At 69.3% G+C, this 26,458-nt stretch carries 26 protein-coding genes; 16 read left to right on the forward strand and 10 right to left on the reverse strand.

All coding sequences use genetic code 11. The annotated features are described in order from the left end of the window. Positions 1 to 4: 4 nt before the first annotated feature. A complete protein-coding gene (locus tag AC1Q7O_RS26900; protein WP_492662284.1) occupies positions 5 to 1,066 on the reverse strand; it encodes an aldose epimerase family protein in 1,062 nt (353 codons plus the stop codon). A gap of 2 nt (positions 1,067 to 1,068) precedes the next feature. After that, positions 1,069 to 1,833, reverse strand: a complete 765-nt coding sequence (locus AC1Q7O_RS26905; protein ID WP_492662283.1) for an SDR family NAD(P)-dependent oxidoreductase — start codon at positions 1,831 to 1,833, stop codon at positions 1,069 to 1,071. A gap of 224 nt (positions 1,834 to 2,057) precedes the next feature. On the opposite strand from AC1Q7O_RS26905, the gene AC1Q7O_RS26910 reads away from it, so the two are divergent. Genes AC1Q7O_RS26910 through AC1Q7O_RS26960 form a run of 11 tightly spaced genes read left to right on the forward strand, consistent with a single transcriptional unit; the run spans position 2,058 to position 14,208 of the window. After that, positions 2,058 to 2,987 (forward strand): dihydrodipicolinate synthase family protein, encoded by a 930-nt coding sequence (locus AC1Q7O_RS26910; protein ID WP_492662282.1) that lies wholly within the window; start codon positions 2,058 to 2,060, stop codon positions 2,985 to 2,987. Continuing rightward, entirely contained in the window at positions 2,987 to 3,913 is a 927-nt protein-coding gene (locus AC1Q7O_RS26915; RefSeq protein WP_492662281.1) for an arabinan endo-1,5-alpha-L-arabinosidase, read from the forward strand. The genes AC1Q7O_RS26910 and AC1Q7O_RS26915 overlap by 1 nt, the downstream gene beginning before the upstream one ends. Before the next feature lie 16 nt (positions 3,914 to 3,929). Continuing rightward, on the forward strand, positions 3,930 to 5,024 hold the full coding sequence (locus AC1Q7O_RS26920; RefSeq protein WP_492662280.1) for an ABC transporter ATP-binding protein: 1,095 nt from the start codon (positions 3,930 to 3,932) through the stop codon (positions 5,022 to 5,024). Next, positions 5,021 to 5,911, forward strand: a complete 891-nt coding sequence (locus tag AC1Q7O_RS26925) for a carbohydrate ABC transporter permease (protein ID WP_492662279.1) — start codon at positions 5,021 to 5,023, stop codon at positions 5,909 to 5,911. The genes AC1Q7O_RS26920 and AC1Q7O_RS26925 overlap by 4 nt, the downstream gene beginning before the upstream one ends. Then, the gene (locus AC1Q7O_RS26930; RefSeq protein ID WP_492662278.1) at positions 5,908 to 6,744 is read left to right on the forward strand and encodes a carbohydrate ABC transporter permease; all 837 of its coding nucleotides are present in this window, start codon (positions 5,908 to 5,910) and stop codon (positions 6,742 to 6,744) included. The genes AC1Q7O_RS26925 and AC1Q7O_RS26930 overlap by 4 nt, the downstream gene beginning before the upstream one ends. Then, the gene (locus tag AC1Q7O_RS26935; protein WP_492662277.1) at positions 6,741 to 8,072 is read left to right on the forward strand and encodes an ABC transporter substrate-binding protein; all 1,332 of its coding nucleotides are present in this window, start codon (positions 6,741 to 6,743) and stop codon (positions 8,070 to 8,072) included. Before AC1Q7O_RS26930 ends, AC1Q7O_RS26935 begins: the two co-directional genes overlap by 4 nt. Beyond that, positions 8,069 to 9,595 carry an arabinosylfuranosidase ArfA gene (gene arfA, locus AC1Q7O_RS26940; RefSeq protein ID WP_492662276.1) on the forward strand — a complete coding sequence of 509 codons (1,527 nt, stop codon included), beginning with the start codon at positions 8,069 to 8,071 and terminating at the stop codon, positions 9,593 to 9,595. The genes AC1Q7O_RS26935 and arfA overlap by 4 nt, the downstream gene beginning before the upstream one ends. Then, positions 9,592 to 10,533 (forward strand): glycoside hydrolase family 43 protein, encoded by a 942-nt coding sequence (locus AC1Q7O_RS26945; protein WP_492662275.1) that lies wholly within the window; start codon positions 9,592 to 9,594, stop codon positions 10,531 to 10,533. Before arfA ends, AC1Q7O_RS26945 begins: the two co-directional genes overlap by 4 nt. 9 nt (positions 10,534 to 10,542) lie before the next feature. Further along, positions 10,543 to 12,441 (forward strand): glycoside hydrolase family 97 protein, encoded by a 1,899-nt coding sequence (locus AC1Q7O_RS26950; RefSeq protein WP_492662274.1) that lies wholly within the window; start codon positions 10,543 to 10,545, stop codon positions 12,439 to 12,441. Between the two features lie 29 nt (positions 12,442 to 12,470). Further along, positions 12,471 to 13,223: a FadR/GntR family transcriptional regulator gene (locus AC1Q7O_RS26955; protein ID WP_492662273.1), complete on the forward strand. Its 753-nt coding sequence runs from the start codon at positions 12,471 to 12,473 to the stop codon at positions 13,221 to 13,223. A gap of 1 nt (position 13,224) precedes the next feature. Continuing rightward, the gene (locus AC1Q7O_RS26960) at positions 13,225 to 14,208 is read left to right on the forward strand and encodes a LysR family transcriptional regulator (protein ID WP_492662272.1); all 984 of its coding nucleotides are present in this window, start codon (positions 13,225 to 13,227) and stop codon (positions 14,206 to 14,208) included. A 9-nt stretch (positions 14,209 to 14,217) separates the two neighbouring features. On the opposite strand, the gene AC1Q7O_RS26965 is transcribed toward AC1Q7O_RS26960, so the two are convergent. From AC1Q7O_RS26965 to AC1Q7O_RS26985, 5 genes are all read right to left on the reverse strand, one after another. Next, a complete protein-coding gene (locus AC1Q7O_RS26965) occupies positions 14,218 to 14,586 on the reverse strand; it encodes a glyoxalase superfamily protein (RefSeq protein WP_492662271.1) in 369 nt (122 codons plus the stop codon). Between the two features lie 92 nt (positions 14,587 to 14,678). Continuing rightward, a complete protein-coding gene (locus tag AC1Q7O_RS26970; protein WP_492662270.1) occupies positions 14,679 to 15,473 on the reverse strand; it encodes a hypothetical protein in 795 nt (264 codons plus the stop codon). Between the two features lie 124 nt (positions 15,474 to 15,597). Beyond that, positions 15,598 to 16,539, reverse strand: coding sequence for a dienelactone hydrolase family protein (locus AC1Q7O_RS26975; protein ID WP_492662269.1), 942 nt, complete (start codon positions 16,537 to 16,539; stop codon positions 15,598 to 15,600). A gap of 230 nt (positions 16,540 to 16,769) precedes the next feature. Continuing rightward, positions 16,770 to 17,072: a hypothetical protein gene (locus AC1Q7O_RS26980; protein WP_492662268.1), complete on the reverse strand. Its 303-nt coding sequence runs from the start codon at positions 17,070 to 17,072 to the stop codon at positions 16,770 to 16,772. Between the two features lie 38 nt (positions 17,073 to 17,110). After that, a complete protein-coding gene (locus AC1Q7O_RS26985; RefSeq protein WP_492662267.1) occupies positions 17,111 to 18,349 on the reverse strand; it encodes a glycosyltransferase family 4 protein in 1,239 nt (412 codons plus the stop codon). Between the two features lie 118 nt (positions 18,350 to 18,467). On the opposite strand from AC1Q7O_RS26985, the gene AC1Q7O_RS26990 reads away from it, so the two are divergent. From AC1Q7O_RS26990 to asd, 3 genes are all read left to right on the forward strand, one after another. Beyond that, positions 18,468 to 19,094 carry a hypothetical protein gene (locus AC1Q7O_RS26990; protein WP_492662266.1) on the forward strand — a complete coding sequence of 209 codons (627 nt, stop codon included), beginning with the start codon at positions 18,468 to 18,470 and terminating at the stop codon, positions 19,092 to 19,094. Between the two features lie 135 nt (positions 19,095 to 19,229). After that, complete coding sequence (locus AC1Q7O_RS26995; protein WP_492662265.1) at positions 19,230 to 20,876, forward strand: aminotransferase class III-fold pyridoxal phosphate-dependent enzyme; 1,647 nt, start codon at positions 19,230 to 19,232, stop codon at positions 20,874 to 20,876. A 163-nt stretch (positions 20,877 to 21,039) separates the two neighbouring features. Further along, the gene (gene asd / locus AC1Q7O_RS27000) at positions 21,040 to 21,960 is read left to right on the forward strand and encodes an archaetidylserine decarboxylase (protein ID WP_492662264.1); all 921 of its coding nucleotides are present in this window, start codon (positions 21,040 to 21,042) and stop codon (positions 21,958 to 21,960) included. Here the strand turns inward: asd and AC1Q7O_RS27005 are convergent. From AC1Q7O_RS27005 to AC1Q7O_RS27015, 3 genes are read right to left on the reverse strand one after another with little or no spacing between them, the layout of a single operon-like run. Then, on the reverse strand, positions 21,944 to 22,540 hold the full coding sequence (locus tag AC1Q7O_RS27005) for a metal-dependent hydrolase (RefSeq protein ID WP_492662263.1): 597 nt from the start codon (positions 22,538 to 22,540) through the stop codon (positions 21,944 to 21,946). The two genes, asd and AC1Q7O_RS27005, sit on opposite strands and share 17 nt — an antisense overlap. Positions 22,541 to 22,574: 34 nt before the next feature. Further along, positions 22,575 to 23,450: a UDP-2,3-diacylglucosamine diphosphatase gene (locus tag AC1Q7O_RS27010; RefSeq protein ID WP_492662262.1), complete on the reverse strand. Its 876-nt coding sequence runs from the start codon at positions 23,448 to 23,450 to the stop codon at positions 22,575 to 22,577. A 56-nt stretch (positions 23,451 to 23,506) separates the two neighbouring features. Continuing rightward, a complete protein-coding gene (locus AC1Q7O_RS27015) occupies positions 23,507 to 24,538 on the reverse strand; it encodes an alpha/beta hydrolase family protein (RefSeq protein ID WP_492662261.1) in 1,032 nt (343 codons plus the stop codon). 102 nt (positions 24,539 to 24,640) lie between these two features. Here AC1Q7O_RS27015 and AC1Q7O_RS27020 point away from each other — a divergent pair, with 102 nt between their 5' ends. Together AC1Q7O_RS27020 and AC1Q7O_RS27025 are read left to right on the forward strand one after the other, a co-directional pair. Continuing rightward, on the forward strand, positions 24,641 to 25,621 hold the full coding sequence (locus tag AC1Q7O_RS27020; protein WP_492662260.1) for a LysR family transcriptional regulator: 981 nt from the start codon (positions 24,641 to 24,643) through the stop codon (positions 25,619 to 25,621). A 12-nt stretch (positions 25,622 to 25,633) separates the two neighbouring features. Continuing rightward, on the forward strand, positions 25,634 to 26,212 hold the full coding sequence (locus AC1Q7O_RS27025; protein WP_492662259.1) for a 2'-5' RNA ligase family protein: 579 nt from the start codon (positions 25,634 to 25,636) through the stop codon (positions 26,210 to 26,212). The last annotated feature ends 246 nt before the right edge of the window (positions 26,213 to 26,458 follow it).

Consider the following 26,458-nt stretch of genomic DNA (forward strand, 5'->3'; position numbering starts at 1 on the left):
GCTCCTAGGTGAAGCGGTGGATTGTGGTGCTGCGGAACACCTCGCCCGGCCGCAGCACGGTGCTGGGCCAGTCCGCGCCGGCTTCGTGGTGCGGCGAGTCGGGGTTGTGCTGGGTCTCCAGGCACAGGCCGTCGCCCTGGCGGTAGATGCGCCCGCCGGGGCCCGCCAGCGTGCCGTCCAGGAAGTTGCCGGAGTAGAACTGGATGGCGGGCTCGCTGGTCAGCACGTCCATGCGACGGCCGCTGGCGAGGTCTTCCAGCGTGGCGGCAGCGCGCAGGCCGTCGGCGTCGGGCGCGCCGTCCAGCAGCCAGTTGTGGTCGTAGCCCTTGGCCAGCAGCAGCTGCGGGTGGGCCTGACGGATGCGGGCGTCGATGGCCGTGGGCGTGCGGAAGTCGAACGGCGTGCCGTCGACGCGCGCGTGCCGCAGCGGGATCAGGTGCTTGTCGACCTCGCTGTAGCGCGACGCGGCCAGCGTGAGCCGGTGGCCCAGCACGCTGCCGGCACCGGCGAGGTTGAAGTAGTCGTGGTGCGTCAGGTTGACGACGGTGGCGCGGTCGGTCGTGGCCTCGTAGTCGATGCGCCAGCTGTTGTCCGTCGCACTCAGCGCGTAGCGCACGCTGACGCGCAGCTCGCCGGGGAAGCCCTGGTCGCCGTGCGGGCTGGTGAGGCTGAACCGCAGCGCCGCGGCTTCGCCCGGCCGGGGCGGGTCGGGTTCGGCCTGCCAGAGGCGGTGGCCAAAGCCCTCGGTGCCGCCGTGCAGGCAGTTGGGGCCGTCGTTGCGGGCCAGCGTGTGGGTCTCGCCGTCGAGCTCGAAGCTCGCGCCGGCGATGCGGTTGCCGTAGCGGCCGACGATGATGCCGAACGACGGGTTGCGGTGGACGTAGTCGTCCAGGTTGTCGAAGCCCAGCACCACGTTGCCGCTGCGGCCCTGCGCATCGGGCGTCCACAGGCCGGTGACGATGCCGCCCAGCGTGATGGCGGTGAGCTTCAGGCCGAGGCCGTTTTCCAGCGTGTATTCATGCACCTGCCGGCCGTCGGGCAGCAGGCCGTATTCGCGCACCTGCATGGTCAGACCCACCCGCCGTCGACGATGAAGTCCTGCGCCGTGCACATGGCGCTGTCGTCCGCGGCCAGGAACAGCGCCATCGCCGCGATGTGCTGCGGCATCAGCGGCGCGTTGATGCACTGGCCCTTGGCGATCTCCTGCTTGGTCTCTTCGGTGACCCACAGCTTGAGCTGCTTCTCGGTCATCACCCAGCCCGGCACCAGCGTGTTGACGCGGATCTTGTGCGGGCCGAAGTCGCGTGCCAGGCAGCGCGTCAGGCCTTGTGCGGCCGCCTTGCTGGCCGTGTACGCCGGCATGCCGCCCTGCTTGAGCATCCAGCTGATGCTGCCGAAGTTGACGATGGAGCCGCCGCCGGCAGCCTTCATGTCGGGCAGCACGGCCTGCGCGGTGAAGAACTGGTGCTTGAGGTTGACGGCGACGCTGGCGTCCCAGAACTCGGGCGTGGTGTCCTCGACCGCGTGGCGCTTGTCGTTGGCGGCGTTGTTCAGCAGCACCCGGAACGGGCCGGTGCGTTCGCGCAGTGCGGCGATCGCGGCGCGCAGCGCGTCGACGTTGGACAGGTCGGCGGCCGCGAACTGAGGCGCGTGGCGCGAGCCGGACAGGCGTGCGGCGAGAGCTTCACCTTCGGCCGCGGCCAGGTCGATGAAAGCCACCTTGGCCCCCTGCGCGGCAAAGGCTTCCACCAGCGTTTCGCCGATGCCGGTGGCCCCGCCGGTGATCAGGACGCCCCGGTCCTGCAGGCTGGGGTACTGGGCGTAGGAACTCATCGACATGTCTCCGGTCGGATGCTGCCCGGCTTCTCTGGCCAGGCGATGCCAAGATTATTAGTCATACTTTTTTGTTTGCAAAGTCGGCAAACAACGGGTTAACCCCAATGATCTTGCGCAAATAGTCATACTTTAATGACGGCCATGCCAGCGACAACAGCCGGCCGTGCGCCGTGCCACGCCGGCGCTTGATCCAACTTCCCCAGAGACAAGGGACCGCACCCATGAGCGCCTCCACCACCCGTCCGTACCGCGGCGTCTTCCCGGTCGTGCCGACCATCTTCCACGCCGACGGCACGCTGGACCTCCCCGGCCAGCTGCGCTGCGTGGACTTCATGATCGACGCCGGCTCCACGGGCCTGTGCATCCTGGCGAACTTCTCCGAGCAGTTCGTGCTGTCGGACGCCGAGCGCGAGACGCTCACGCGCGCCATCCTGGAACACGTCGCCGGCCGCGTGCCCGTCATCGTCACGACGACGCACTACTCGACGCAGATCTGCATCGAGCGCAGCCAGCTGGCGCAACAGCTCGGCGCGGCGATGGTCATGGTCATGCCGCCGTACCATGGCGCCACCTTCCGCGTGTCGGAAGGCCAGATCGAAGGCTTCTACCAGCGCCTGTCCGACGCGATCTCGATTCCCATCATGATCCAGGACGCCCCGGTGGCCGGCACGCCGCTGTCGGTGCCGCTGCTGGCGCGCATGGCGACGAACATCGCCAACGTGAAGTACTTCAAGCTGGAGATGCCGCAGGCTGCGGCCAAGATGCGCGAACTGATCCGCGTGGGCGGCGCGGCCATCGAAGGCCCGTGGGACGGCGAGGAAGCCATCACGCTGCTGGCCGACCTGGACGCCGGCGCCACCGGCGCGATGACCGGCGGCGGCTTCCCTGACGGCATCCGCAAGATCTTCGACGCCTTCCACGCCGGCGACCGCGAGACCGCCGTCGTCGAGTACGGCCGCTGGCTGCCGCTGATCAACTACGAGAACCGCCAGGGCGGCATCCTGACCGCCAAGGCGCTGATGAAGGAAGGTGGCGTCATCAAGAGCGATGCGCCGCGCCACCCCTTCCCCGAGATGTCGCCTGAAACGCGCGCCGGCCTGCTGGACGCAGCCAAGCGCCTCGACCCGCTGGTCCTGCGCTGGGGCAAGTAATGCGCGCGGTGCTCGCAGCGCTGCTGGCGCTGTGCCTGGCCGCTGCGGCGGCCGCCGCCGAACCGCAGCCCGAGCCCGGCGCGCACGACCCGACGCTGCTGATCCAGGGCGACCGCTGGTTCGTCTTCACGACCGGCCAGGGCCTGCAGCGGCTGGCGTCAAGCGACCAGGGCAAGACCTGGCAGCGGCTGGCGCCCGTCTTCACGCAGCCACCGGCCTGGTGGCTGGAGGCCGTGCCCGAGCACAAGGGCGTGGACGTGTGGGCGCCCAAGCTGTTCGAGCACCGCGGCCGCGTGTGGGCGCTGTACTCCATCTCCACCTTCGGCAAGAACCGCTCGGCCATCGGCCTCGTCAGCAGCGACAAGGCGGACGGCAGCGCGTGGCGCGATGACGGTCTCGTCGTGCAGAGCGTGGCGACGGACAACTTCAACGCCATCGACCCCGACCTCTTCGTCGACACCGACGGCAAGCTGTGGCTGAGCTACGGCTCGTTCTGGGACGGGCTGCGGCTGACCCAGCTGGACGCCGCGACGCTCAAGCCCATCGGCGAGACACGCTTCATCGCGCGCAACAAGCCCGGCATCGAGGCACCGACGATGGCGCGGCATGGCGAGTGGGTCTATCTGTTCGCTTCCTACGACCTGTGCTGCAAGGGCGCCGACAGCACCTACAACGTCCGCGTGGGCCGCGCGCGCAGCGTCGAGGGTCCGTACCTCGACCGCGACGGCAAGGCGTTGCTGGACGGCGGCGGCACCCCGCTGCTGACGGGCGGCACGCGCTGGAAGGGCCCGGGCCACCAGGACGTGGCCGGCGACTGGTTCGTGCACCACGCCTACGACACCCAACGCGGCGGCAAGCCGCATCTGCGCCTCAAGCGCCTGAGCTGGTCCACCGACGGCTGGCCCGTGATTGCCCAAGAAGAATGAACCGGAGACCCCCACCGTGGCTGGCTTGAAACTGGAGAACATCTGCAAGCGCTACGGCGCGGTGCAGGTCATCGCGGACCTGTCGCTGGACGTGGCGCCGGGCGAGTTCGTCGTCTTCCTCGGCCCCTCGGGCTGCGGCAAGACCAGCCTGCTGCGCATGATCGCGGGCTTGGAGGAAGTGACGGGCGGCCGCATCCTCATCGGCGACCGCGACGTGACCGTGGCCCCGCCGGGCCAGCGCAACCTGGCCATGGTGTTCCAGCACTACGCGCTGTATCCGCACATGAGCGTGCGCGAGAACCTCGCGTTCGGGTTGAAGAACATCGGCATCCCGGCCGATGAGATCGCCAAGCGCATCACCGAGTCGGCCCGCATGCTGGAGCTGGACACGCTGCTGGACCGCAAGCCGGGCCAGCTCTCCGGCGGCCAGCGCCAGCGCGTGGCCATCGGCCGGGCGGTGGTGAAGGAGCCGGGCATCTTCCTGTTCGACGAACCGCTGTCGAATCTGGACGCGGCCTTGCGGGGCCGCACCCGGCTGGAGCTGGCGCAGCTGCACCAGCGTCTGGGCGCGACGATGGTGTTCGTCACGCACGACCAGATCGAGGCGATGACGCTGGCCACCCGCATCGTCGTCATGAAAGGCGGCGCCATCGAGCAGGTGGCCACGCCAGCCGAGCTGTACCGCCGGCCGGCCACGCGCTTCGTCGCCAGCTTCATCGGCACGCCGGGCATGGGCTTCGTGCCGGTGCAGCGCGCGGCGGACGACCGCGGCCGCGCCGTGGTCACGGTGCCGGGCGGCGCCGCGGTGGCGACGCGCGTGTCGGCCGACGGCCTGGCGTCGCAAGGCCTGGTGCTGGGCGTGCGGCCGGAGAACCTGAAGGTCGCCGAGCAGGGCCCGCTGCGCGGCCGTGTCGAGCTGGTTGAGTTCCTGGGCGAGCGAACGCTGGCGCACCTGAAGCTGGAAGGCGACACGCCGCTCATCGTCACCGTGCCGGCCGGCGTCGCGTCGCCCAGGTTGGGCAGCCACGTCGCGGTCAGCGTCGACGTGGCCGAAGCCCATCTCTTCGACGAGAGCGGCCGCGCCCACCACGCACAGGAGTCCCTCGCATGAGCGCCGCCGTCGGGCTGCGCGCCTCGCGCCCGGCCCATGCCCTGTTCGTGCTGCCCTTCGTGGCCCTGTACGCGCTGATGCTGCTGTGGCCGCTCGCCAAAGGCGTCTGGATCAGCTTCCACGACCACGACCTGCTGTCCGACGACAGCTTCTGGGTGGGCCTGGCCAACTACAAGGAACTCTGGCAAGACGAGGTCTTCCAGCAGGTCGTCTGGAACACCATCCGCTTCGTCGCCATCAGCACGCCCATCTTCGTGGTGCTGTCGCTCACCCTCGCCCTCGCGCTCAACCGCCCCGGCAAGCTGGCGACCTTCCTGCGTGCCACCTTCTTCTGCGCGTCGGTGTTCTCGGTCACGCTGATCACGCTGGTCTGGAAACTCGCGCTGATGCCCGAGCGCGGCCTCATCGCACAGATGTTCACGGCTCTAGGCATCCCCGAGCTGCCACTGCTGACCAGCGACAACCTCGCGCTGCTGACCATCGCCCTCGTCACCGTCTGGTGGATCATCGGCCTGCCGATGATCATGTTCCTGTCGGCGCTGCAGCAGATCCCCGGCGACATCTACGAGGCCGCAGCCCTCGACAACACGCCCCGGTGGCGCGTCCTCACGCACATCACGCTCCCAAGCCTGAAGCGCGCCGTCATCCTCGTCACGCTGATCGAGGTGATCCGCCAGTTCCAGGTCTTCCCGCAGATCATGCTGATGACCAACGGCGGGCCCAACAACACCACGCGGTCCATCGTGCAGTTCACCTACGAGCAGGCCTTCATGCAGCTCTCGCTGGGCTACGCGACGGCGGCCTCCCAGATCCTGCTGGCCATCATGCTCATTGGCGTCTCGGCTCAGCTGTGGCTGGAACGTGACCGCAAGGGAGCCCAACGATGAACCCCTTGCTCAGACGCGGTTGGTTCGACCGCGCGGTCATGGTCAGCCTCACGCTGCTGGCGCTGGCGTGGATGGCCCCGCTGCTGTGGGTGCTGGCGCTGTCCTTCAAGCCCAACGAGTTCCTGCTGCGCCACACGGACGTGTTCCTCGCGCCGCCCTACACGCTGGCCAACTACCTGGACATCCTGCAGACCTCGCAGGTGTTCCGCTGGCTGGGCAACAGCGCGCTCGTCGCGCTGCTGCAGACGGTGGGCGTGCTGGTGCTGTCGTCGCTCGCGGGCTACGGCTTTGCGCGCTGCGAGTTCCCGGGCCGCCGCGTGTTGTTCGCCCTCGTCATGTTCGGCCTGGCCGTGCCGGCGCAGTCGGTGTTCATTCCGCTGCACCGGCTGTTCTCGGAGTGGAACCTGCAGAACACGATCGCCGGCCTGGCACTGCCGGGTCTGGCTGCGCCGTTCGGCGTGTACCTGATGACGCAGTACTTCAAGGCCATCCCCGCCGAGCTGGAAGAGGCCGCGATGCTGGACAACGCGTCGCGCTTCAAGACCTTCCTGACCATCATCCTGCCGCTGACGCTGCCCGCCCAAGCCACGCTCGGCATCTTCACCTTCCTGGCCTGCTGGAACGACTACCTGTGGCCGCTCGTCATCGCGACGCAGCCCGACATGTACACGCTGACCCGCGGCCTGGCGTCCACGCAGACCAACTTCGCGCAGTCGGAGGGGCTGGGCTTCCTGATGGCCCAGGCCGTGTTCGCCGGCGTGCCCGCGCTGATGCTCTATCTCTTCTTCCAACGCCACCTCGTCACAGCGGTCGCCGGGACGGGCAAGTCATGAAGCGCCTGTTGATTTGTCTCTCGGCCGCGCTGCTGGCGGCCTGCGGCGCCCGCACGCCCGAGGCCGGCAAGACCGAGATCACGCTGATGCGTTTCTTCGGCAGCTGCGAGTCGCAGTTCGGCCAGGTCGTGAAGGCCTCCGAGGGCGTCGGCGAGTGCGGCATCGTCACTGCGCTGGTCAACGAGTTCAACGCCACCAACAAGGACGGCATCGTCGTGCGCACGCAGATCGGTGAGTGGGGTCCGTACTACGACCAGCTCACCGCCCGCCTCGTGTCCAAGGACATCCCGACGGTGGCCGTCATGCACGAGTCCGCTCTCGGTGACTACGTGCGCCGCAAGCTGGTGCTGCCGCTGGACGCCGACTTCGCGCGTGTGGGCATCCCGGTGGACGACTTCACCGAGCACGCGCGCAAGGGCACCACGTTCAACGGCCAGACCTATGCGCTGCCCTTCGACACCTGGGCGTGGCTGTGGCACATCAACACGCGGCTGATGAAGCAGGCCGGCCTGACGACTGCCAGCGGCGAACCGGTGCTGCCGCGCTCGCCCGAGGAGCTGCTGGCACAGGCGCGGCAGTTCAAGCAGAAGACGGGCAAGCCCTTCTTCGCCTGGGCCGTGGCCAACGAGACCGCCGCCAACGACCGCACCTTCCAGACGCTCGTCGCGCAGCAGGGCGCCGCACTGTTCGCCGAGGACGGCAAGCGCATCCACATGCAGCAGCCCGCCGTCACGAAGGCGCTGACGCTGATGCAGACGCTCTACCGCGAAGGCCATGTGCGGCCCAACCTCGACTACGCCGCCGCCAACCAGGCCTTCCTGAACGGCGAGGCGGGTGTCGTCGTCGTCGGCACGTGGACCATCGACCAGTTCCTCCGGGAATCGAAGAAGCCCGACTCACCGCTGCAGGGCGGCTATGCGGTGCGGCCGTTCGCGCAGCTCTACGACAAGCCGGCCGTGTTCGCCGACGGCCATTCGTGGGCGCTGTTCAAGGGCGGCACGACGGACACCAAGGGCCACGAAGCGGCGCTGACCTTCCTGAAGTTCGTCTGGGACCGCACGGCCGAGTGGTCGCGCACCGGCCATCTGCCGGTCAGCAAGACCGTGGCGCAAAGCGAGGCCTTCCGCGCGCTGCCGCAGCGTGAGTCGCTGGCCGAGATCACGCACACCGGCGCGTCCATGCCGGGCAATGTGCCCACGCAACGCAACATCGAACTGCTGATCGGCGAGGACGTGGCCAACCTGTTGCTGTCGGGCAAGCCCGTGGCCGAGGTGCAGGCCAGCGTCGAGAAGCGCGTGAACAAGGCACTGCAGAAAGCCCGCCGATGACCTTTCAAGCCTCCCTCATCGTCGACCGCGACTTCGAGCTCGCGCCGCTGGACCGCCGCCTGTTCGGCGTCTTCGTCGAGCACCTGGGCCGCTGCGTCTACAACGGTATCCACGAGCCGACGCATCCCACGGCGGATGAACACGGTTTCCGCAACGACGTGGCCGAGCTGACGAAGGAGCTGGGTGCGACCATCGTTCGCTACCCCGGCGGCAACTTCATGTCGGGCTACAACTGGGAAGACGGCGTCGGCCCGAAAGACCAGCGCCCGCGGCGCCTGGACCTCGCCTGGTTCTCCACCGAGACCAACCAGGTCGGCACGCACGAATTTCTGCAATGGTGCCGCAAGGTCGGCATCGAGCCGATGTTCGGCGTCAACCTCGGCACGCGCGGGCCGGACGAAGCGCGCCACTACCTCGAGTACTGCAACCACCCGGGCGGCACAGCGCTGTCGGACCTGCGCCGCAGCCACGGCGCGGAAGAGCCGCTGGGCGTGAAGTTCTGGTGCCTGGGCAACGAGATGGACGGCCCCTGGCAGATCTGCCAGAAGACGCCCGACGAGTACGGCCGCATCGCCAAGGAGACCGCCAAGCTGATGCGCTGGGTGGACCCGACCATCGAGCTGGCCGCCTGCGGATCGTCGGCATACGACATGCCGAGCTACGGCGTCTGGGAAGACCGCGTGCTGGAGCACTGCTTCGAGTTCGTGGACTACCTGTCGCTGCACAGCTACTTCGTGAAGCCGCCGGCGGACACGTCCACCGAAAGCTACTTCGCGCAGATCGAGACGAACGCGCGCTACATCGAGGACACGGTGGCGATTGCCGATTCGGTGGCCACACGCAAGCGGTCCACCAAGCGGCTGATGCTGTCCTTCGACGAGTGGAACGTCTGGTACCGCGCCCGCCACGGCGAGCATCTGAAGCAAGCCGGCTGGCCCGAGGCCCCGCGGCTGCTGGAAGAGGTCTACACGGCAGAGGATGCGCTGCTGATCGGCGGCATGCTGACGATGTTCATGAACCATGCCGATCGGCTCAAGGTCGCCTGCATGGCGCAGCTGTGCAACGTCATCGCGCCCATCATGACCGAGCCCGGCGGCGCTGCGTGGCGGCAGACGATCTTCCACCCGTTTGCACAGGCCGCGCGCTGGGCGCATGGCGATGTGCTGCGCTCGGTCGTCCGCTCTCCCGGTTTTGCGAACGCGAAGCACGGCGAGCTGCCCTACCTGTGCGCCAGCGTCGTCGACGACGCAGCCACGGGCCAGACCGCGATCTTTCTGCTGAACCGCCACCTCACCGACGAAATGGACCTGTCCGTCACGCTGCGCGGCCTCGGCATCGAACGCCAGCTAGTCAGCGCCGAGCAGCTGCGCAGCGCCGACCTGAACGCCGCCAACACCGTCGACGCGCCCGATCGCGTCGCGCCCCAACCTCTCGACGGCATCGCCATCGACGGCGAGCAGCTCCGCGTGACGCTGAAGCCCGCGTCGTGGAACGTCATCGTCACGAAAGCCGTGCGCTCATGAGCGACTGGAACAACCCTCTCATCGAACAGCGCGCCGACCCGCAGATCTCGCTGCTGGACGGCCGCTACTGGTTCACCGCCTCGGTGCCCAGCTACGACGCCATCGAGATCCGCGCTTCCGACAGCATCGCCGGCCTCTCGACCGCGACGCCCAAGGCCATCTGGCACAAGCACGACAGCGGCCCGATGAGCTTTCACGTCTGGGCGCCGGAGCTGCACCGCATCGACGGCCGCTGGTTCGTCTACTTCGCAGCCTCGGAGCGCGGCGACATCTGGAAGTTGCGCATGTACGTCCTCGAATGCGAAGGCGACGACCCGCTGCGCGACAACTGGGTCGAACGCGGCCAGATCGCGACGCCGGAGGAAGGCTTCTCGCTGGACGCGACGCCCTTCGAGCACGGCGGCCGCCGCTTCCTGTGCTGGGCGCAGAAGAGCCCGCCGACGGAGAGCAATCTCTACATCGCGGAGATGGCCAACCCATGGACGCTGAAGACCGAGCCCGTCGTCATCACGCGGCCCGAGCTGGCCTGGGAGCGCATCGGCTTCCATGTCAACGAGGGCCCCGCACTGCTGAAGCGCAACGGCAAGGTCTTCATCGCCTACTCCGCCGCGGCGACCGACGCCAACTACTGCATGGGCCTGCTGTGGGCCGATGAGAACGCCGACCTGCTGAACCCGGCGAGCTGGCACAAGTCGCCCACACCGGTGTTCACGACGGACGAGTCAGTGAGCCAGTTCGGCCCCGGCCACAACAGCTTCACGACGACGCCGGACGGCCAGACGGACCTGCTGGTCTATCACGCGCGCAACTACCGCGACATCGTCGGCGACCCGCTGAACGACCCCAACCGCCACACCCGCGTGCAGGCCTTCGGCTGGCGCGCGGACGGCTTCCCCGAGTTCGGCACGCCCGTGGCCGACGGTCCCTATTCACTCTGAGAAACGACCATGCGCCTCACACTCGCTTCGCTGTTGTTCGCTGTTCCCGCCCTCGCCCAGGCCCTGAGCAGCCCCGACGGCCAGCTGCAGGTCGACGTGTCGGTCAACGACCAGCAGCAGCTGGTCTACACGGTGCAACGCGCCGGCCAGCCCGTGTTGCTGGCCTCGCGGCTGGGCCTGGTGCTGGCGCAGGGCGACTACGCCAACGGGCTGAAGCTCGTCGCCACGTCGCCCGCGAAAGCTCACCGTGAGCAATACACGCTCGCAGCCGGCAAGAAGAGTCAGGTGGACTATCACGCCAACGAGCAGCGCTTCACCGTCGCCAATGCGGCCGGTCAGAAGTTCACGGTCACGCTGCGTGCGTCCAACGACGGCCTGGCGCTGCGCTACACGGTGGACGGCAGGGGCCGCAAGACCTTCAAGGACGAGCTGACGAGCTTTGCCTTCCCGGACGACGCCCGCGCCTGGCTGCAGCCCATGTCGGTCGCCAAGACGGGCTATGCGCGCACCAACCCGTCCTATGAGGAGCACTACCAGGCCGACATCCCCGTCGGCACCAGGGCGCCATCGCATGCGGGCTGGGTCTTCCCCGCGCTGTTCCGCGTGGGCAGCAACTGGGTGGCGCTGACCGAGGCCGGCATGGACGGCCGCTTCCACGCGTCGCGGCTGGCGAGCGACTCGACGGGGGCTACCTACCGCATCGGCCTGCCCGAGGCGAGCGAGGTCAGCACCAACGGCCATCTGCTGGCCGAAGTGAACGGCCCGCTGACGACGCCCTGGCGCGTGCTGGCCATCGGTCCGCTGAAGACCGTCATGGAATCAACGCTCGGCACCGACCTTGCCGCGCCCGCCATCGCCTTCGACCGGAAAAAGCTCCAGCCCGGTCACGCCTCGTGGAGCTGGGCCATCCTGAAGGACAACGCCACCGTCTTCGACGTGCAAAAGCGCTTCATCGACTATGCGGCCGACATGGGCTGGAACTACACGCTGGTGGACGCCTACTGGGACAAGAAGATCGGCGACGCCAGGATGAAGGAACTGGCCGACTACGCGAAGACCAGAAACGTCGGCCTGCTCGCCTGGTACAACTCCTCGGGCGCCTGGAACGACACCGACATGAGCCCGAAGAGCGCGCTGCTCACCAAGGAAGCCCGCGCCAAGGAGTTCGCCCGCATGAAGGCCATCGGCGTGAAGGGCCTGAAGGTGGACTTCTTCGGTGGCGACGGCGCTTCCATGCAGGCCTACTACGTCGACCTGCTGAAGGAGACCGCGGCAGCCGGCCTGCTGCTGAATTTCCACGGCGCGACGCTGCCGCGCGGCTGGAGCCGCACCTACCCCAACCTGCTGACCGTGGAGGCCGTGAAGGGCTTCGAGTTCGCGACCTTCACGCAGGAAGACCAGGACAAGGTCGTGCGCCACGCGGCCATGCTGCCGTTCACGCGCAACCTGTTCGACCCGATGGACTTCACGCCCGTCGTGTTCCATGACATCCCCAACATCAAGCGCGCCACGCGCAACGGCTTCGAGCTGGCCGAGAGCGTGCTGTTCCTGTCCGGCATCCAGCACTACGCCGAGACCCCCGAGGGCATGGCCACCGTGCCGGCCTACGTGAAGACCTTCATGCGCGAGCTGCCGCGGCACTGGGACGAGGTGCGCTTCCTCGACGGCGAGCCGGGCAAGTACGTCGTGCTGGCCCGCCGCGCCGGCACGCAGTGGTTCGTGGCCGGCCTGAACGCCGACGACACGCCGCGCGAGGTGAAGCTCGACCTCGCCTGGCTGGGCGCCCGCGAAGGCCAGCTCATCACCGACGGCGCCGGCCCGCGTGAGTTCGCCGAAAGCAGGCTCGCCGCCCCCGCCGCAACGCTGACGCTGGCACCCAAAGGCGGCTTCGTCGCGCGCTTTCGATAATGCGGGCTTTGTTCGGTAGCCTGCCGCCGATGAAAACCAGAGCGGATCACTCCACTTACAGCGCCCAGCACGAGGGCAAGAGCCAGCACGGCCGCATCGTCAGCGAGCTGGGACTGGCCATCGTGGGCGGCGAACTGCAGCCCGGCGACAAGCTGCCGCCCGAGGCCCAGCTGCTGGAGCGCTACGAGATCAGCCGCCCCGTGCTGCGCGAGGCCGTGCGCGTGCTCGTCGCCAAGGGCCTCGTGGTGTCGCGCCAGCGCGCCGGCGCCATCGTGCGGCCGCGCAACGAGTGGCATCTGCTGGACCCTGACGTGCTGTACTGGCTCATCCAGGCCCAGCCGCAGCGCGACTTCGTACAGACGCTGCTGGAGGTGCGCCAGATCTTCGAACCCGCCGCCGCCGCGCTGGCCGCCAGAGCCGCGACCGACGAGCAGCTGGCCGGCATCGCCACCGCCTACGAGGGCATGGCCGCCGCGAAGACGACGGCCGAGCTGCTGGAGCCCGACCTGGCCTTCCACCGCCGCATCGCCGAGGCCACCGGCAACGACCTGCTGGCCTACATCGGCAACATGCTGTCGCTGGCGCTGCGCGAGTCCATCGTCCTTTCCAGCCAGCTGCCCAACACGCACGAGCTCTCGCTGCCGCGCCACAAGGCCATCCTGACCGCGCTGCAGGCCCGCGACCCGCTGGGCGCCCGCCAGGCCACGCTGGTACAGCTGGACGAGACCGGCGACGACATCAACAGCGTCCTGGCCAACGACGGTCGGGTCAACTTGGCTTGATATGGCACGCGAAGACGACGATGACGACCGCGGCACGCTGACCGACACCAGCCCCAACCCCAACTGGTTCCTGCGCGCGCGGTTGAAGACGCGCCAGCTGCTGCTGCTCATCGCGCTGGACGACGAGCGCAACATCCACCGCGCCGCCGAAGTCCTCTGCATGACGCAGCCGGCCGCGTCCAAGCAGCTCAAGGACCTGGAGGACATGCTGGACGTGAAGCTCTTCGAGCGCCACCCGCGCGGCATGGAGCCCACGCTGTACGGCGAGACCATGATCCGCCACGCGCGCATGGCGCTGACCAGCCTGTCCGCCGCGCACGACGACATCGTCGCGCTGAAGCACGGCCTGTCGGGCCAGGTGGAGGTGGGCGTCATCATGACGCCGGCCATGGGCCTGCTGCCACGGGCCATCTCGCGCATCAAGCTCCAGGCCCCGAAGCTGCGCATCGGCGTGCACATGGAGAGCAGCAAGCAGTTGCTGGACATGCTGCAACGCGGCTCGCTGGACTTCATGATCGGCCGCATCCTGGAAGACGAAGGCGCCACCGGCCTGCACTACGAGGAGCTGACGGTGGAGCCCGCCTGCGCCGTCGCGCGCGTGGGGCACCCGCTGCTGAAGTCCGACAACCTGAAGCTGGCCGACCTGGCGAACCAGCCCTGGATCCTGCCGCCACCGGGCAGCGTGCTGCGCCACCGCTGGGAGCTGATGTTCCGCCGCGCCGCGCTGGAGCCACCCACCAACTGCGTGGACACGACGGCGCTGCTGCTCATCACGGCGCTGCTGCAGCAGACGGATTCACTGCATGTGATGCCCGTGGAAGTGGCGCGTTATTACGCGTCGCTCAACGTGCTGGCCATCCTGCCCATCGAGCTGCCCTGCCACATGGATGCCTTCGGCATCATCACGCGCGAGGGGCACCTGATGTCGCCCGGCGCCCGGCAACTGCTGCACGAGGTGCGGCTGGCGGCGCGGGACCTTTATTGAGGCTGGGGCTCAGGTGCTGACGGCGTTCGTGAACGTCAGCCGGTTGCCGAACGGGTCGGTCACCGACACGTCGCGGGAGCCCCAGGGCGTGTCGTGGATGCCCGGGCGCGCATGGCCGTAGTGCCGGGCGCTGAGCTCGGCATGGAAGGCGTCGATGTCGCTGACGCGGATGCGCATGCCGGCGCCCGGGCAGCAGTCGCCGTGATGCTCGGTCAGGTGCAGCACGCAGTCACCACGCGACAGCTGCATGTACAGCGGCAGGCCCGGCTCGAAGCGGTGCTCCCAGTCGACGGTGAAGCCCAGGAAGTCCACATAGAACTCGCGCGCCTTGGCCTCGTCGAAGCTGCGCAGGATGGGGGTGGTCTGGTCGAAGTGCATGGGAACGCAGTGTGGCGGCCCGGGCGCGACACGGGCGCAAGACCCTGCCAATCACACGGCCAAGGCTGCGCGCGCAGACGAAGGCATGCGGGCTACGGCGAAGACGCCACCGCGGATCGCAGGCACACCGCACCGGCCTGCTGGCCCAACGCCTGCAGATCCATCGCCAGCAAGGCCTGCGCTTCCCACGCGGCGACGACCTCCTTGAGGTTGCCCAGCACGCGATCGACCTGCAGCTTCAGGGTCGCGAACTCGCGCGCCACCGCGGCCAGCTGCGCCTTCGACGCGGCGCTGCGCGCGGGCGGCAGCCGCAGTTCGGCGTCCCCGTCCGTCAAGCCCGCCAGCAGTCGGCGGAAAGACGCCGTGTCCTTGCCCAGCCGGTAGACCGCCTCCGCGCTGAGACTGCCCGAGGACACCATCTCCAACGCGCTTCGCGCCAACCGTTGCGACAGGATGCCCAGCTGGTTGGCCGCCGCCAGCCGCGGCGACGGCGCTGCGGCCACCACTTCGGCGGTGTACAGCGTGTCGATGGCCGCCAGCAAGGGATCCGCCTGTTGAGGCATCGCCGCGAGTGCCTGGGCCGCCTGCTGGACGATCGACTGGCGGGCCAGCAACTGGTCGACATGCTGCTGGACGCTGACCGACGCCGCCGGGCTGACAGCCAGCAGCTGGATGACCCGCGGCACGCCTTCCCTGAGGTCGGCAAATGCGCGTTCGTCGCCTTTCAGTGCGGCGGGCAGGCTCGCCCGCAGGCTGGCCGCCTGCAACGCCAGGCGACAGGCCTGGCGTTGCGGCTCGTCCGCCATGGGCTGCGAACAGCCGACCGAGGTGGCCAGCAGGAAGGGCAGGCCAACAAGGGCGTTCAGCAGCAGGCGATGGGGGTTCAAGCGAGGCTCACGGTGACAGGGGCGCCATCGTCGTCGATCTCGCCGAACCCGCCATGGCGGGTTGCGGCGAGCTGCGGCGACGCGCCGGGTGTCTGCGCGCCGGACCGCGCCGCTGCCGGCCGCCCTACAGCTTTCTCTCGAAGAAACGCACCACCCGGGCGCGCGACAGGTAGGCCTGGTCGACGTCGGGCGTGAACTGCACCTTGGGCAGCACGCCGGTGCTGAGGTAGCTGCCCTGGTTGGCGAAGGGGTCCGTCACCGTCATCGGCACCATCAGGCGGTTCCAGCCGTGCGTGGCGCCGGGGTAAGCGTTCACGCTGACGAGACCGGCGCCGTTGCCCGTGTTGGCCGACTGCGCCAGCGCCTCGCAGGGCGCGCTGCTGTTGTCGTAATCGTCCTTGGTGCCCACCTCGATCAGCACCGGCGCACCGGTCAGGTGGATCCACTGCACGCCGTAGGCCGCCGGGGTGCTCTGCACCTTCGCCAGCAGCGCGGCGTCGTTCCACGCGTAGCAGACGGGGTAGTGCGCCACATGCGCCTTGAACCTGAGGCCGCCGCCGAACTGGCCCGCGTACAGCCGCTCCGCCGCCCCCAGGCTGACGACACCGCCCCACGAGAAGCCCAGCACGCCGATGCGGGACGCATCGATGCCCGGCTGCCTGGCCAGGAAGGCCAGCGCGGAGAACGCGTCGGGGTAGGTCAGGATGGGTGCCGCGGGGCGCTGCGCCGCGCTGGTGACGCCGCGGGCCTGCCACATGTCGATCTGCAGCGTGGCAATGCCGGCGTCGTTCAGCGCGGCCTCGTAGAAATCGCCGCGCGAATCGATGCCGGCCGAGCCGTGCAGGATGAGCACGGCCGGCAGCTTGCGCCGGCCATGGCCCCATTCGCCGTCGCGCCGGGGAACGCTGAGCTTGCCCTGGATCGTCAACGGCGTGGCGGGCGCCAGCAGGTTGGGAGAGGAGAACTGAATGAACGACACCTCCGGCCGGCCACGCGGTCCACTCCCCTCGCCCCACGCCTGCGCGGGCAGCGCCGCCCACATCGCCACGGCGGCCCAAGCCGCCATCCCTGCCGTCTTCAACCCTTGCCAAGCCATGTGTGCCTCCGTCGCCATCGGGTGGGTTTGTTGCACCGGCGGATGGCGCCCCGGTGCGGCCGCCAACGTAGCACCGGGCCTTCAGTTGCAGAGCTAGGACTTGCCTGTCACGCGGGGTGGGTTCGTCGCCGCAGGGCGCGCCATGTCGCGGCCTCGCAGGCGCTGCCGCGAACCGGCCCCGGGGCGGCGGTTCGGTGGCGTCAGTCTTCGTCGCGTTCGCCGAACCTGGCCTGGAATGCCTCGGCGAACTCGGCCGCCGCGCTCAGCGTCAGCGTGACGGTGACCCAGCCGCCTTCCTCGTGCTGCACCAACAGCTCATGGTCCCAGGCGTTGCCGTCCTCTACCGGGCCATGCCGCCCGCCGAACTCGGCCCGCGCCCAGGCCAGCACCTCTTGCACCTCGGCCATCACCGCCGCATGCGCGGCCTCGCGCGTGGAGGCCATGGCTTCCAGCGTGAGGATGTCGTCGGAACCGTCGGAGAGGTCGAAGCTGAGGTGGCGCATGCACGAAGTGTCGGACCGATTGCGACCGGCCCGAGCCGTCACGCCGCCGGCTGCAACCCTGCCAGCCCGAAGCTCGGCTCCGCTCGCGCGATGGCGCCTTCCAGCACCGCCTCGAAGCGGGCCGTGATGTCGCCCCAGTCCAGCCGCCGCGCCGTGGCCCGCGCGCCATCGGCCACCGTGCGGCGCGCAGCCGCATCGCCGGCCGCCGCGCGCACCGCGGCAACGAACTCCGGCTCGCGCCCCGGCCCGGCCAGCCAGCCGTTCACGCCGCTGCGGATCAGCTCGCCCGCCGCCGCGCTCTCGAACGCAACGACCGCGCAGCCGCTGGCCATCGCCTCGGTCGTGACGTTGCCGAAGGTCTCGGTCAGGCTGGCGAACAGGAACAGGTCCAGCCCGGCGTAGTGCGCGGCCAGGTCGTCGCCGCTGCGGGCGCCGGCGAACACCGCGTCGGGCACGCGCGCGGCCAGCTCGGCACGCATGGGGCCGTCGCCGACGAACACGAGGCGGGCCCGCGGTTGCGCGATCTTCACGGCCTCGTAGGCGGCCATCACGACGCCCAGGTTCTTTTCCGGTGCGAGCCGGCCCACGTAGCCCATGACGAGGTCGTCCGGGCCGGCGCCCCAGCTGGCGCGCATCGCGTCGCTGCGGCGCACCGGGTCGAAGCGCTGCGCGTCCACGCCGCGCCCCACCACCGTCAGGCGCTCGAAGCCGCGCTCGGCCAGCAGCACGCGCATGGCTTCGGTGGGCACCATGGTGGCGTCGCAGCGGTTATGGAACTTGCGCAGATAGCCCATGATGGGCTTGCTCAGAAGGCCCAGCCGGTAGTGCTTGCCATAGGCGTGGAAGTTGGTGCGGTAGTCCGACGTGACCGGCAGCGCCAGGTGCTGCGCGGCCTGCAGTGCCGACCAGCCCAGCGGCCCCTCGGTGGCGATGTGCACGACGTCGGGCCGCTTCAGCGACCACAGCTTCACCAGCGCGCGCTTGCTCGGCACGCCCATGCGCAGGTTGGGGTACAGCGGCACGGGCAGGCCCTTGGTCAGCACCTCGTCGACGGCCGGCTTGCCGGAGGGTGGCATCGTCAGCTTGGCGGACTGGCGCGGCCGGATCAGCTGCACATCGTGGTTGCGGCGGTTCAGGCCGTCGACGACACGCGCCATCGACATGGCGACGCCGTTGACCTCGGGCGGATAGGTTTCGGTGACCACCGCCAGCCGGCGCGAATGGCGCGGCGCGGGCAGGTCATCGACCAGGATGTCATCGGCGTCGACGGTGTTCATGGTGCGCATGGTCAGCGCTGCATGCGACAGAACGATGAACGCAGCACCGTCACGCCGATTTCACGCAAGCCCCCCACCATCCGCCCCGCATTCCACCCCAACACGAGGACGGGACGACGTGAACGAGTTCTTCCAAACCCTGAAGACGCAGCGCTGGGACGACCACCGCTACTACCACCACAGCCGCATCAACCAGAGCCTGCACCTGATCAGCGCGCTGAGCTTCCTGGTGTCGTACGGCCTGGTGTTCGTGAACCCGGCCTGGGCGGCGTTGCTGGCCTGGTGCGTGTCGATGACGACACGCCAGGCGGGCCACTTCTTCTTCGAACCGCGCGGCTACGACCACGTGAACCAGGCCACCGACGAGCACAAGGAAGAGATCAAGGTGGGCTACAACATCCGCCGCAAGATCGTGCTGCTGGCGGTGTGGGTGGCGCTGCCCGCGGTGCTGTGGGTGTTCCCGTCGCTGGGCGGGCTGATCGAGCCGGCGGCAGACACGCGGGGCTTCATTGAGGACGTCGGCATGGCCTGGTTCTGCCTGGGCGTGACGGGCCTGGTGTTCCGCGTCGTGCAGCTGTGGATCACGCAGAACCTGATGCAGGGCCTGGCCTGGGGCTTCAAGATCATCACCGACCCCTTCCACGACGTGCTGCTGTACTGGAAGTCGCCGCTGTACCTGCTGCGCGGCCAGCTGATCGACCCGATGGAACATGTGCATGCCCCTCGCCCAGGCTTGCACGGCTGAACGCCGGCAACCCTGGTCGGTCCCCCGAGGGGACGGCGATGCATGCGGCATCGGGCCGCATGCACATCGCCCGCGGGCCGGCTTGGGAGCGGCCCGGCGCTCGGCCCCCGGTTGAAACTCAGCGAGCCCCCATCCATGGACGAAACACTCACCCTTTCAGCGCTGGCCCTGGGCGTGCTGGCGCTGCTGCCGGCCGCCAAGCGGCGCATCGAGCTGTCGCGCGCCAAGCACCGCTCGCTGGCCGGCCATTCGCTGATGGCCAAGCGGCTGGCGCGCTGGGTGCCGGGCTATGCCTATGACGAGGCGCAGTTCTTCGGCGTGGACGGCGCGCCCGTCGAGGTCGCGGCGCAACGCCGCGCCGCGCTGCAGCGGCTGGGCGCCGAGTTCGACACGCGCTTTGCGAAGACGCTGGCGGCCACCGAGCAGGCGCGCGACGCGATCTCCGACCTCAAGTTCACCGGCCGCTACCGCGTGCCCTTCCAGTTCAGCCCGGTGCTGCGTCAGCACTTGAAGGTGGGCGCCTTCCTGCAGACTAGCTCCGGCGTGCACGTCGAGGACCTGGACGGCAACCGGCTGATGGACCTGACCGGCTCCTACGGCGTCAACGTGCTGGGCTATGACGCGTACAAGGCCTGCATCGATGAAGCCGTGGCCACCGCGCGCGAGCTGGGCCCCGTGCTGGGCGCCTACCACCCCTGCGTGCTGGACGTGCTGGGCCGGCTGAAGGCCATCTCCGGCCAGGACGAGGTGAGCTTCCACATGAGCGGCACCGAGGCTGTCATGCAGGCCGTGCGGCTGGCGCGTTATCACACGAAGAAGAAGCGCCTGGTGCGCTTTGCCGGCGCGTACCACGGTTGGTGGGAGGACGTGCAGCCCGGCCCCGGCAACCCGCTGCCGCCGCGCGAGACCTTCACGCTGCAGGACATGGCCGAGCGCTCGCTAAAGGTGCTGGCCACGCGGCGCGACATCGCCTGCGTGCTGGTGAACCCGCTGCAGGCGCTGCACCCCAACGTCAACGCGCCGGGCGACTCCAGCCTCATCGACGGCAGCCGCCGCGCCAGCTACGACCGCGAGGCCTACACGGCCTGGCTGAAGCGCCTGCGCGAGGTGTGCACGGCGCACGGCATCGTGCTGATCTTCGACGAGGTGTTCGTCGGCTTCCGCCTGGCGCCCGGCGGCGCGCAGCAGTACTTCGGCGTGAAGGCCGACCTCGTCACCTACGGCAAGACGCTGGGCGGCGGCCTGCCGGTGGGCGTGGTGTGCGGCCCGCGCGCGCTGATGCAGCGCTACCGTGACGACCGCCCGGCCGACATCTGCTTTGCGCGCGGCACGTTCAACGCCCACCCCTACGTGGTGGCGGCGATGGCGGCCTTCCTGAAGCGCCTCGAGCGCCCCGAGGTGAAGGCGCTCTACGACGGCCTGGACGAGCGCTGGAACGCACGTTGCGCCCAGTTCAACGCACGGCTGCAGGCGGCCGGCGCGCCGGTGCGCCTGGCCAACCTGTCGACGATCTGGACGGTGACCTACACCCAGCCCGGGCGCTACCACTGGATGCTGCAGTTCTACCTGCGCAAGCACGGCCTCGCGCTGAGCTGGGTGGGCACGGGCCGGCTGATCTTCAGCCTGAACTACGGCGACGCCGAGTTCGCCGAGGTCATGGACCGCTTCGTCGCCGCCTGCGATGAGATGCGCGCCGACGGCTGGTGGTGGACGGCGCCCGAGCTGACGGGCAAGGCCATCCGCCGCGGCGTGTTCCGCGAAATGCTGGCACAGAAGTTTTGACCCCTCGCCCAGCCTCGCGTTGCTGAACGCAAGCGAAGCTGGTCGGTCCCCCGAGGGGACGGCGATGTCCGCGGCATCGAGCCGCAGACACATCGCCAGACGGGCCGGCTTGGGAGCGGCCCGGCGCTCGGCCCGCAACTCCCATGCGCGAAAGGCGATAAACATGAACTCACAAGAAGCAGCGCCCTCGCTTGACGACGGCGCCAAGGACACGCGCGGCTGGCTGGCCCGCCTGGGCGCGCAGGAAGACCTGAACTTCCTGCTCACCAACCGCATCCCGCGCATCGCCGCGACACGGCTGATGGGCCGCATCGCCAACATCCGCAGCCCGCTGTTCACGCGGCTGGCCATCCGGGTGTGGCAGCTGTTCACACCGCTGGACCTGCGCGAGGCCAAGCAGCAGCGCTTCACGTCGATCAAGGATTGCTTCACGCGTGAGCTGAAGGACGGCGCCCGCGTGTTCGACGCCCGGCCCGACGTCTTCGCCAGCCCCTGCGACGCCATCGTCGGCGCGATGGGCACGGTGCAGCAGGGCCAGGTCTACCAGGCCAAGGGCTTCCCGTACTCGACGGCCGAGCTGTTCGGCCCGACGCAGGACGTCAGCGCCTTCGAGGGTGGCCGCTTCATCACGCTGCGGCTCACGTCGGCGATGTACCACCGCTTCCACGCGCCCGCCGACGGCACCGTGGAGCACGTGACCTACCTCAGCGGCGACACCTGGAACGTGAACCCCGTGGCACTCAAGCGTGTGGAGAGGCTGTTCTGCCGCAACGAGCGCGCCGTGGTGCGCATGCGGCTGGCCGACGGGCAACCGATCGCGCTGGTGCCGGTGGCCGCCGTGCTGGTGGCCAGCATCCGCCTGCACTGGCTGAACGTGCTGCTGCACGTCGGCCATCCAGGGGCGCACGAGATGCCCTGCTCGGCGCCGCACGTGAAGGGCCAGGAGATGGGCTGGTTCGAGCACGGCTCCACCATCATCGTCTTCGTGCCCAAGGGTTTCGAGCTGGCCGAGGGCATTGCCACCGGCGCACAGATCCGCGCGGGGCAGGCGCTGCTGAGGCTGCCCGTCAGCGCGGCAGCGTGACCGACCAGGCCAGTGCGACGCCGGCCAGCATCACCAGGGCCAGCCATACCGACGGCGTCAATCGCGGCTCGGCGCGCCTGACGGCGCAGAGCCCCAGCATTGCCGGCCCCAGCACAGCCAGCTCGATGAGCAGGTTGCGCCACAGGTAGACGTTGCCGACATCCAGCCGCCCCGCGCTTGGCAGCAGGCCCAGCGGCGAGACGAAGACCTGGGCGCTGGCGGGCCACAACCAGGGCGACGCGTGCACACCGACGAGAAAGTCCAACAGTTCGTGCGATGCCGCCGCGGCCAACAGCGTGGTGGCCAGCGGCAGCGATGCCCTGGGTACCGCGCGCGGCCACCGCTTCAGCAGCAGCCACATCACGCTTGCGCCGAAAGCCGCAAAGCCCAGGCTGTGCGTGACGCGCGGCTCGGCCTGCCAACGCCAGCCCCACCACAACAGATAGTCCAGGTCGGGCAGCACAGCCAGCGCCACGCAGGCCGCCAACAGCGGCAGATCGCGCCGCCCGCCCGGCGTGCGCGCGCCGCGGCAGGCGTAGGCCGTAGCACCGGCAGCCAGGTGGGCGATCAGCGAGGACATGGGCCGGCATTGTCCGACCCCGGGGCGGCGGCGCTCAGCCCACCACTTCGGGCAACGGCACTGCCACCGGCTCGGGCCTGGCCGTGACCGGCCTGAGCGCCGGCTGCATGCCCGGCAGCGCCGCCTCGTCGCCGCGGTCGATGATCTCCAGCCGGCCGTCGAAGTGCTCGACCAGCGCCGTCAGGCTCTCCACCCAGTCACCATCGTTGCAGTACAGCACGCCGTCGATCTCGCGGATCTCTGCATGGTGGATGTGGCCGCAGACCACACCGTGCGCGCCGCGCTTCTTGGCCTCGCGGGCCACGGCGTTCTCGAACTCGTTGATGTAGCTGACCGCGCGCTTGACCTTGTGCTTCAGGTAGCGCGACAGGCTCCAGTACGGCAAGCCGCACTTGGCGCGGATGCGGTTGAACCAGCGGTTGACCTTGAGCGTGAACTCGTAGGCCAGGTCGCCCGCGATGGCCAGCCAGCGCGCGCACTGGATGACGCCGTCGTACAGGTCGCCATGCGTGATCCACAGCTTCTTGCCGTCGGCCGTCACGTGCATGGCCTCGTCCAGCACGTCGACGCCGCCGAAGTTGTGCGTCACGTACTTGCGCGCGAACTCGTCGTGGTTGCCGGGGATGAAGACCACCCGCGTGCCCTTGCGCGCCTTGCGCAGCAGCTTCTGCACGACGTCGTTGTGCGCCTGCGGCCAGTACCAGCTGCGGCGCAGCTGCCAGCCGTCGATGATGTCCCCGACGAGGTAGAGCGTCTCGCACTCCACGTCGCGCAGGAAGTCCAGCAGCGCCTTGGCCTGGCAGCCGGGCGTGCCCAGGTGCAGGTCCGAGATCCAGACGGTGCGCACCGACAGCGTGGGCCGGTCGGTGCCGGCGTCAGCGGCGTCGTGAGGGTCTTGCGGCGTCGGCATGGCTGGCATGCTGCCGGCCGGTCATGACGCCGCCGTGAACGTGTTGCGCCCGCGGCTCAGCCTGCCGCCGGCAGCCGCGCCGCCAGCCGCGGCGTGGCGGCCTCGATGGGCGCCAGCAGCCGGGGCCACAGCCGCGCGCCCAGGTCGCGCCGGAAGGGGCCGAAGTGCTCGATCTTGCTCACGCCCAGCTCGGCCGGCGCCACCACATGCCGCTGCACCCGCGCCGCGCAGAACTGCGCGGCCAGCGCGTCCACCGCCGCGGCCGGACCGAAGAGGTGGTCGTCCGTGATGCTCCACAGGTGCACGGTGCCGTGGAAGCGGTCGTAGGTGCGTTCGCGCGCCAGCGTTTCGTCACCGAACAGGAAGCCCGGCGTGCGGCCCCACGCGGCCCACTCCAGCGCGGCAGCAGCGGGCAGGTCCTGCGCGCGCGGGCCCAGCACGCGGCCCGGCGCATGGCCCAGCAGCCGCACCAGCACCGGCAGCATCCAGTGGAAGAACACCCAGGCCTGCACGCGTGCGAAGCCCGACCAGTGCCCCAGGTAGGCCACCTGCGCCGCCACGCCCAGCACCGCGTCCACCTTGTCGGCGAAGCCCGGCACCAGCCCGACGGCGTTGCCGCCCAGCGAATGCCCCACCCACAACAGGCCCACGTCGCACTGCTGGCGGTCGGCCTCCTCACGGCGACGCCGGTCCGCCGCATGCAGCGCCGCGGCCATGTCCAGCCGGGCCCAGTCGCGCAGCCGCACGTCCTCGCCCGGCTGCAGCGCCTCGCGCGAGGCGGCGATGCCCCGGTAGTCAAAGCTCAGCACCGCGTAGCCGCGGCGCGCCAGCCAGTCGGCGAAGTGCCGGTAGTAGCCGGCCGGCACCGCCGTTGCCGCACCGATGACGGCCACCGCCCTGACGCCCACGGTCGCCGGCGGCTCGAACCACTGCGCCGCCAGCAGTCGCCCGTCACTGCAGCGCAGCAGCGTGGGCGCCTGGCGAGCCGCCCATGGGTCGTCGGCTTGAGGATCGGCATCGTCGCGTGCGGCGGCGGCTGGGATGCGGGACGACAGGGCGTCGGCGGGCGACAACGGCAGGCTGGACATGGAAGCACCTCGTGGCGATGCCCTTGCGGCATCGGGGCGCCCAGTCTAGATTGGCAACTTTTCAGGCAGTAGACCGCCTTCAGTCGTCACATCGTCAACGGAATGTCAACAAAAGCCAGCCCACCACCCGGCGTCGGTCGGCGCCGCCAGACCGCCGCCGAGGAGGCGCTCGACGCCAACGCACTGGAACTGTTCGCCCGCATCGCCCAGGCCGGCAGCTTCGCGCAGGCCGCCCGCGACCTGGGGCTGACCCGCGCTGCCATCAGCCGCCGCATCGCCGCCATCGAGGCCGCGGTGGGGCTGACGCTGTTCGCCCGCAGCACACGCAGCCTGGGCCTGACCGAGGCGGGACGCCGGCTGCACACCCGTGCCCGCGCCGTCCGGGAGGCCGCCGAGAGCGCCCGCCTGGCGCTGCGGCACACGCGCGACCAGCTGGACGGTACGCTGCGCATCAGTGCCACCGCCGGTTTCGGCCGGCATGTGCTCGCGCCGCTGCTCGCGCGCTTCCAGTCACGGCATCCTGCCGTGCGCTACGAGCTCTTCTTCACGGATCGCCGCGTGGATCTGCTTCGCGAAGGTATCGATATCGCCTTTCGCATGACCAGCAAGCCGCCCGAGACCTGGGTGGCGCAGCCCGTCCTGCAGTTCGAGGTTCGCGCCTACGGCGCCGAAAGCCAGCCGCTGCTCCAGACGCCACAGGACCTGGCCAGTGCGCCCATGCTGCTGCTGGGCCAGGGCGAAGAGCCTTTCGCCAGCCAGTGGCAACACGGGGATGGCCGCCGGGAAGACGTGGCCCTGCAGGCATCGGCCTGGGGCAGTGACCTGGACGGGCTGATCGCGCTGGCCCGCCACGGCGCCGGCATCGTCGTCGCGCCGGATTTCTGCGTTGAGCCGGTTGCTGCACTTCAGCAAGACGTCCATGCACCGGTGCCCGATGCGCATCCGCTGCGGAATGTGCTGCCCGGCTGGCAATTGCAGGTCGGGCTGGACATGGTGCAGGCGCTGACGCTCCCGCTGCCTGCGGGGTCGGAAACCGCACGGGCGCTGGTGCGCTTTGTTCGTGACACGCTGCTGCCGCGCTAGGCTGCCAACCCCATGTCGTTCACCGCGCCGTCCCGCTGCCTTTTCATCGGCATTCCGGCCGCGGCGCCATGCCAACGGCTGGCCGGCGAACTCGAACGCCTGGGCCTCGCGGCGCGACTGGGCGCCGACCTGTTTCGGCCATCGAACTGGCATCAATCGCTGTCCGGGCGTTTTGAAGACGTGCCGCACGTCGTCGAGCAGCTGCGCGCGGCCGGCGACATGCTTTCGGCACGCGCCGTGCGCTTCAACATGGATCGCATCGAAAGCCAGCCCGGCCCGGACGGCATCCAGTGGGCTTTCCGCGCTGAGCGCAGCCCGGAGGACTTTGGGTTGCTGCTGCGCAGTCTGGGCGCAGCCATCACGGCCACTACGGGGCACAAGGCGGTCAAGCCCACGGCGCACATCACCATCAGCTACTGGGCAAGCGAGAAGCTGGCCCGTCTGGTGTGCATCGAGCCCGTGAGCTGGCTGCTGGACGAAGTGCTGCTGGTTCGCGGCGGCGGGCGCCCGTACCACTACGAAGTCATCGCACGCTGGCCGCTACAGCCGCCGCGCGATCAGGCTATCGGCGAGCAACAGGCATTGTTCTGAGCGTAGAGCGCGGCCGGCACAAATCCGAAACTGCATCCCCCGGGGCAACTAGTTCAGAAACCCACCAAGGCGGGTTTTTATGCCCGTGATGCTCTTCGGCCTTCGATAGTCGCATCCCGTGAGTTTTCAGAGGCCGCGATTCCGCCACCTATTTGAAACCCCAAAAGCAAAACCCCCACCAGCTTTGGGCTGATGGGGGTTGGCTTTGAATAATAGCCTGACGATGACCTACTTTCACACGGGAAT

Source organism: Roseateles sp. GW823-FHT07B05 (assembly GCF_058794515.1).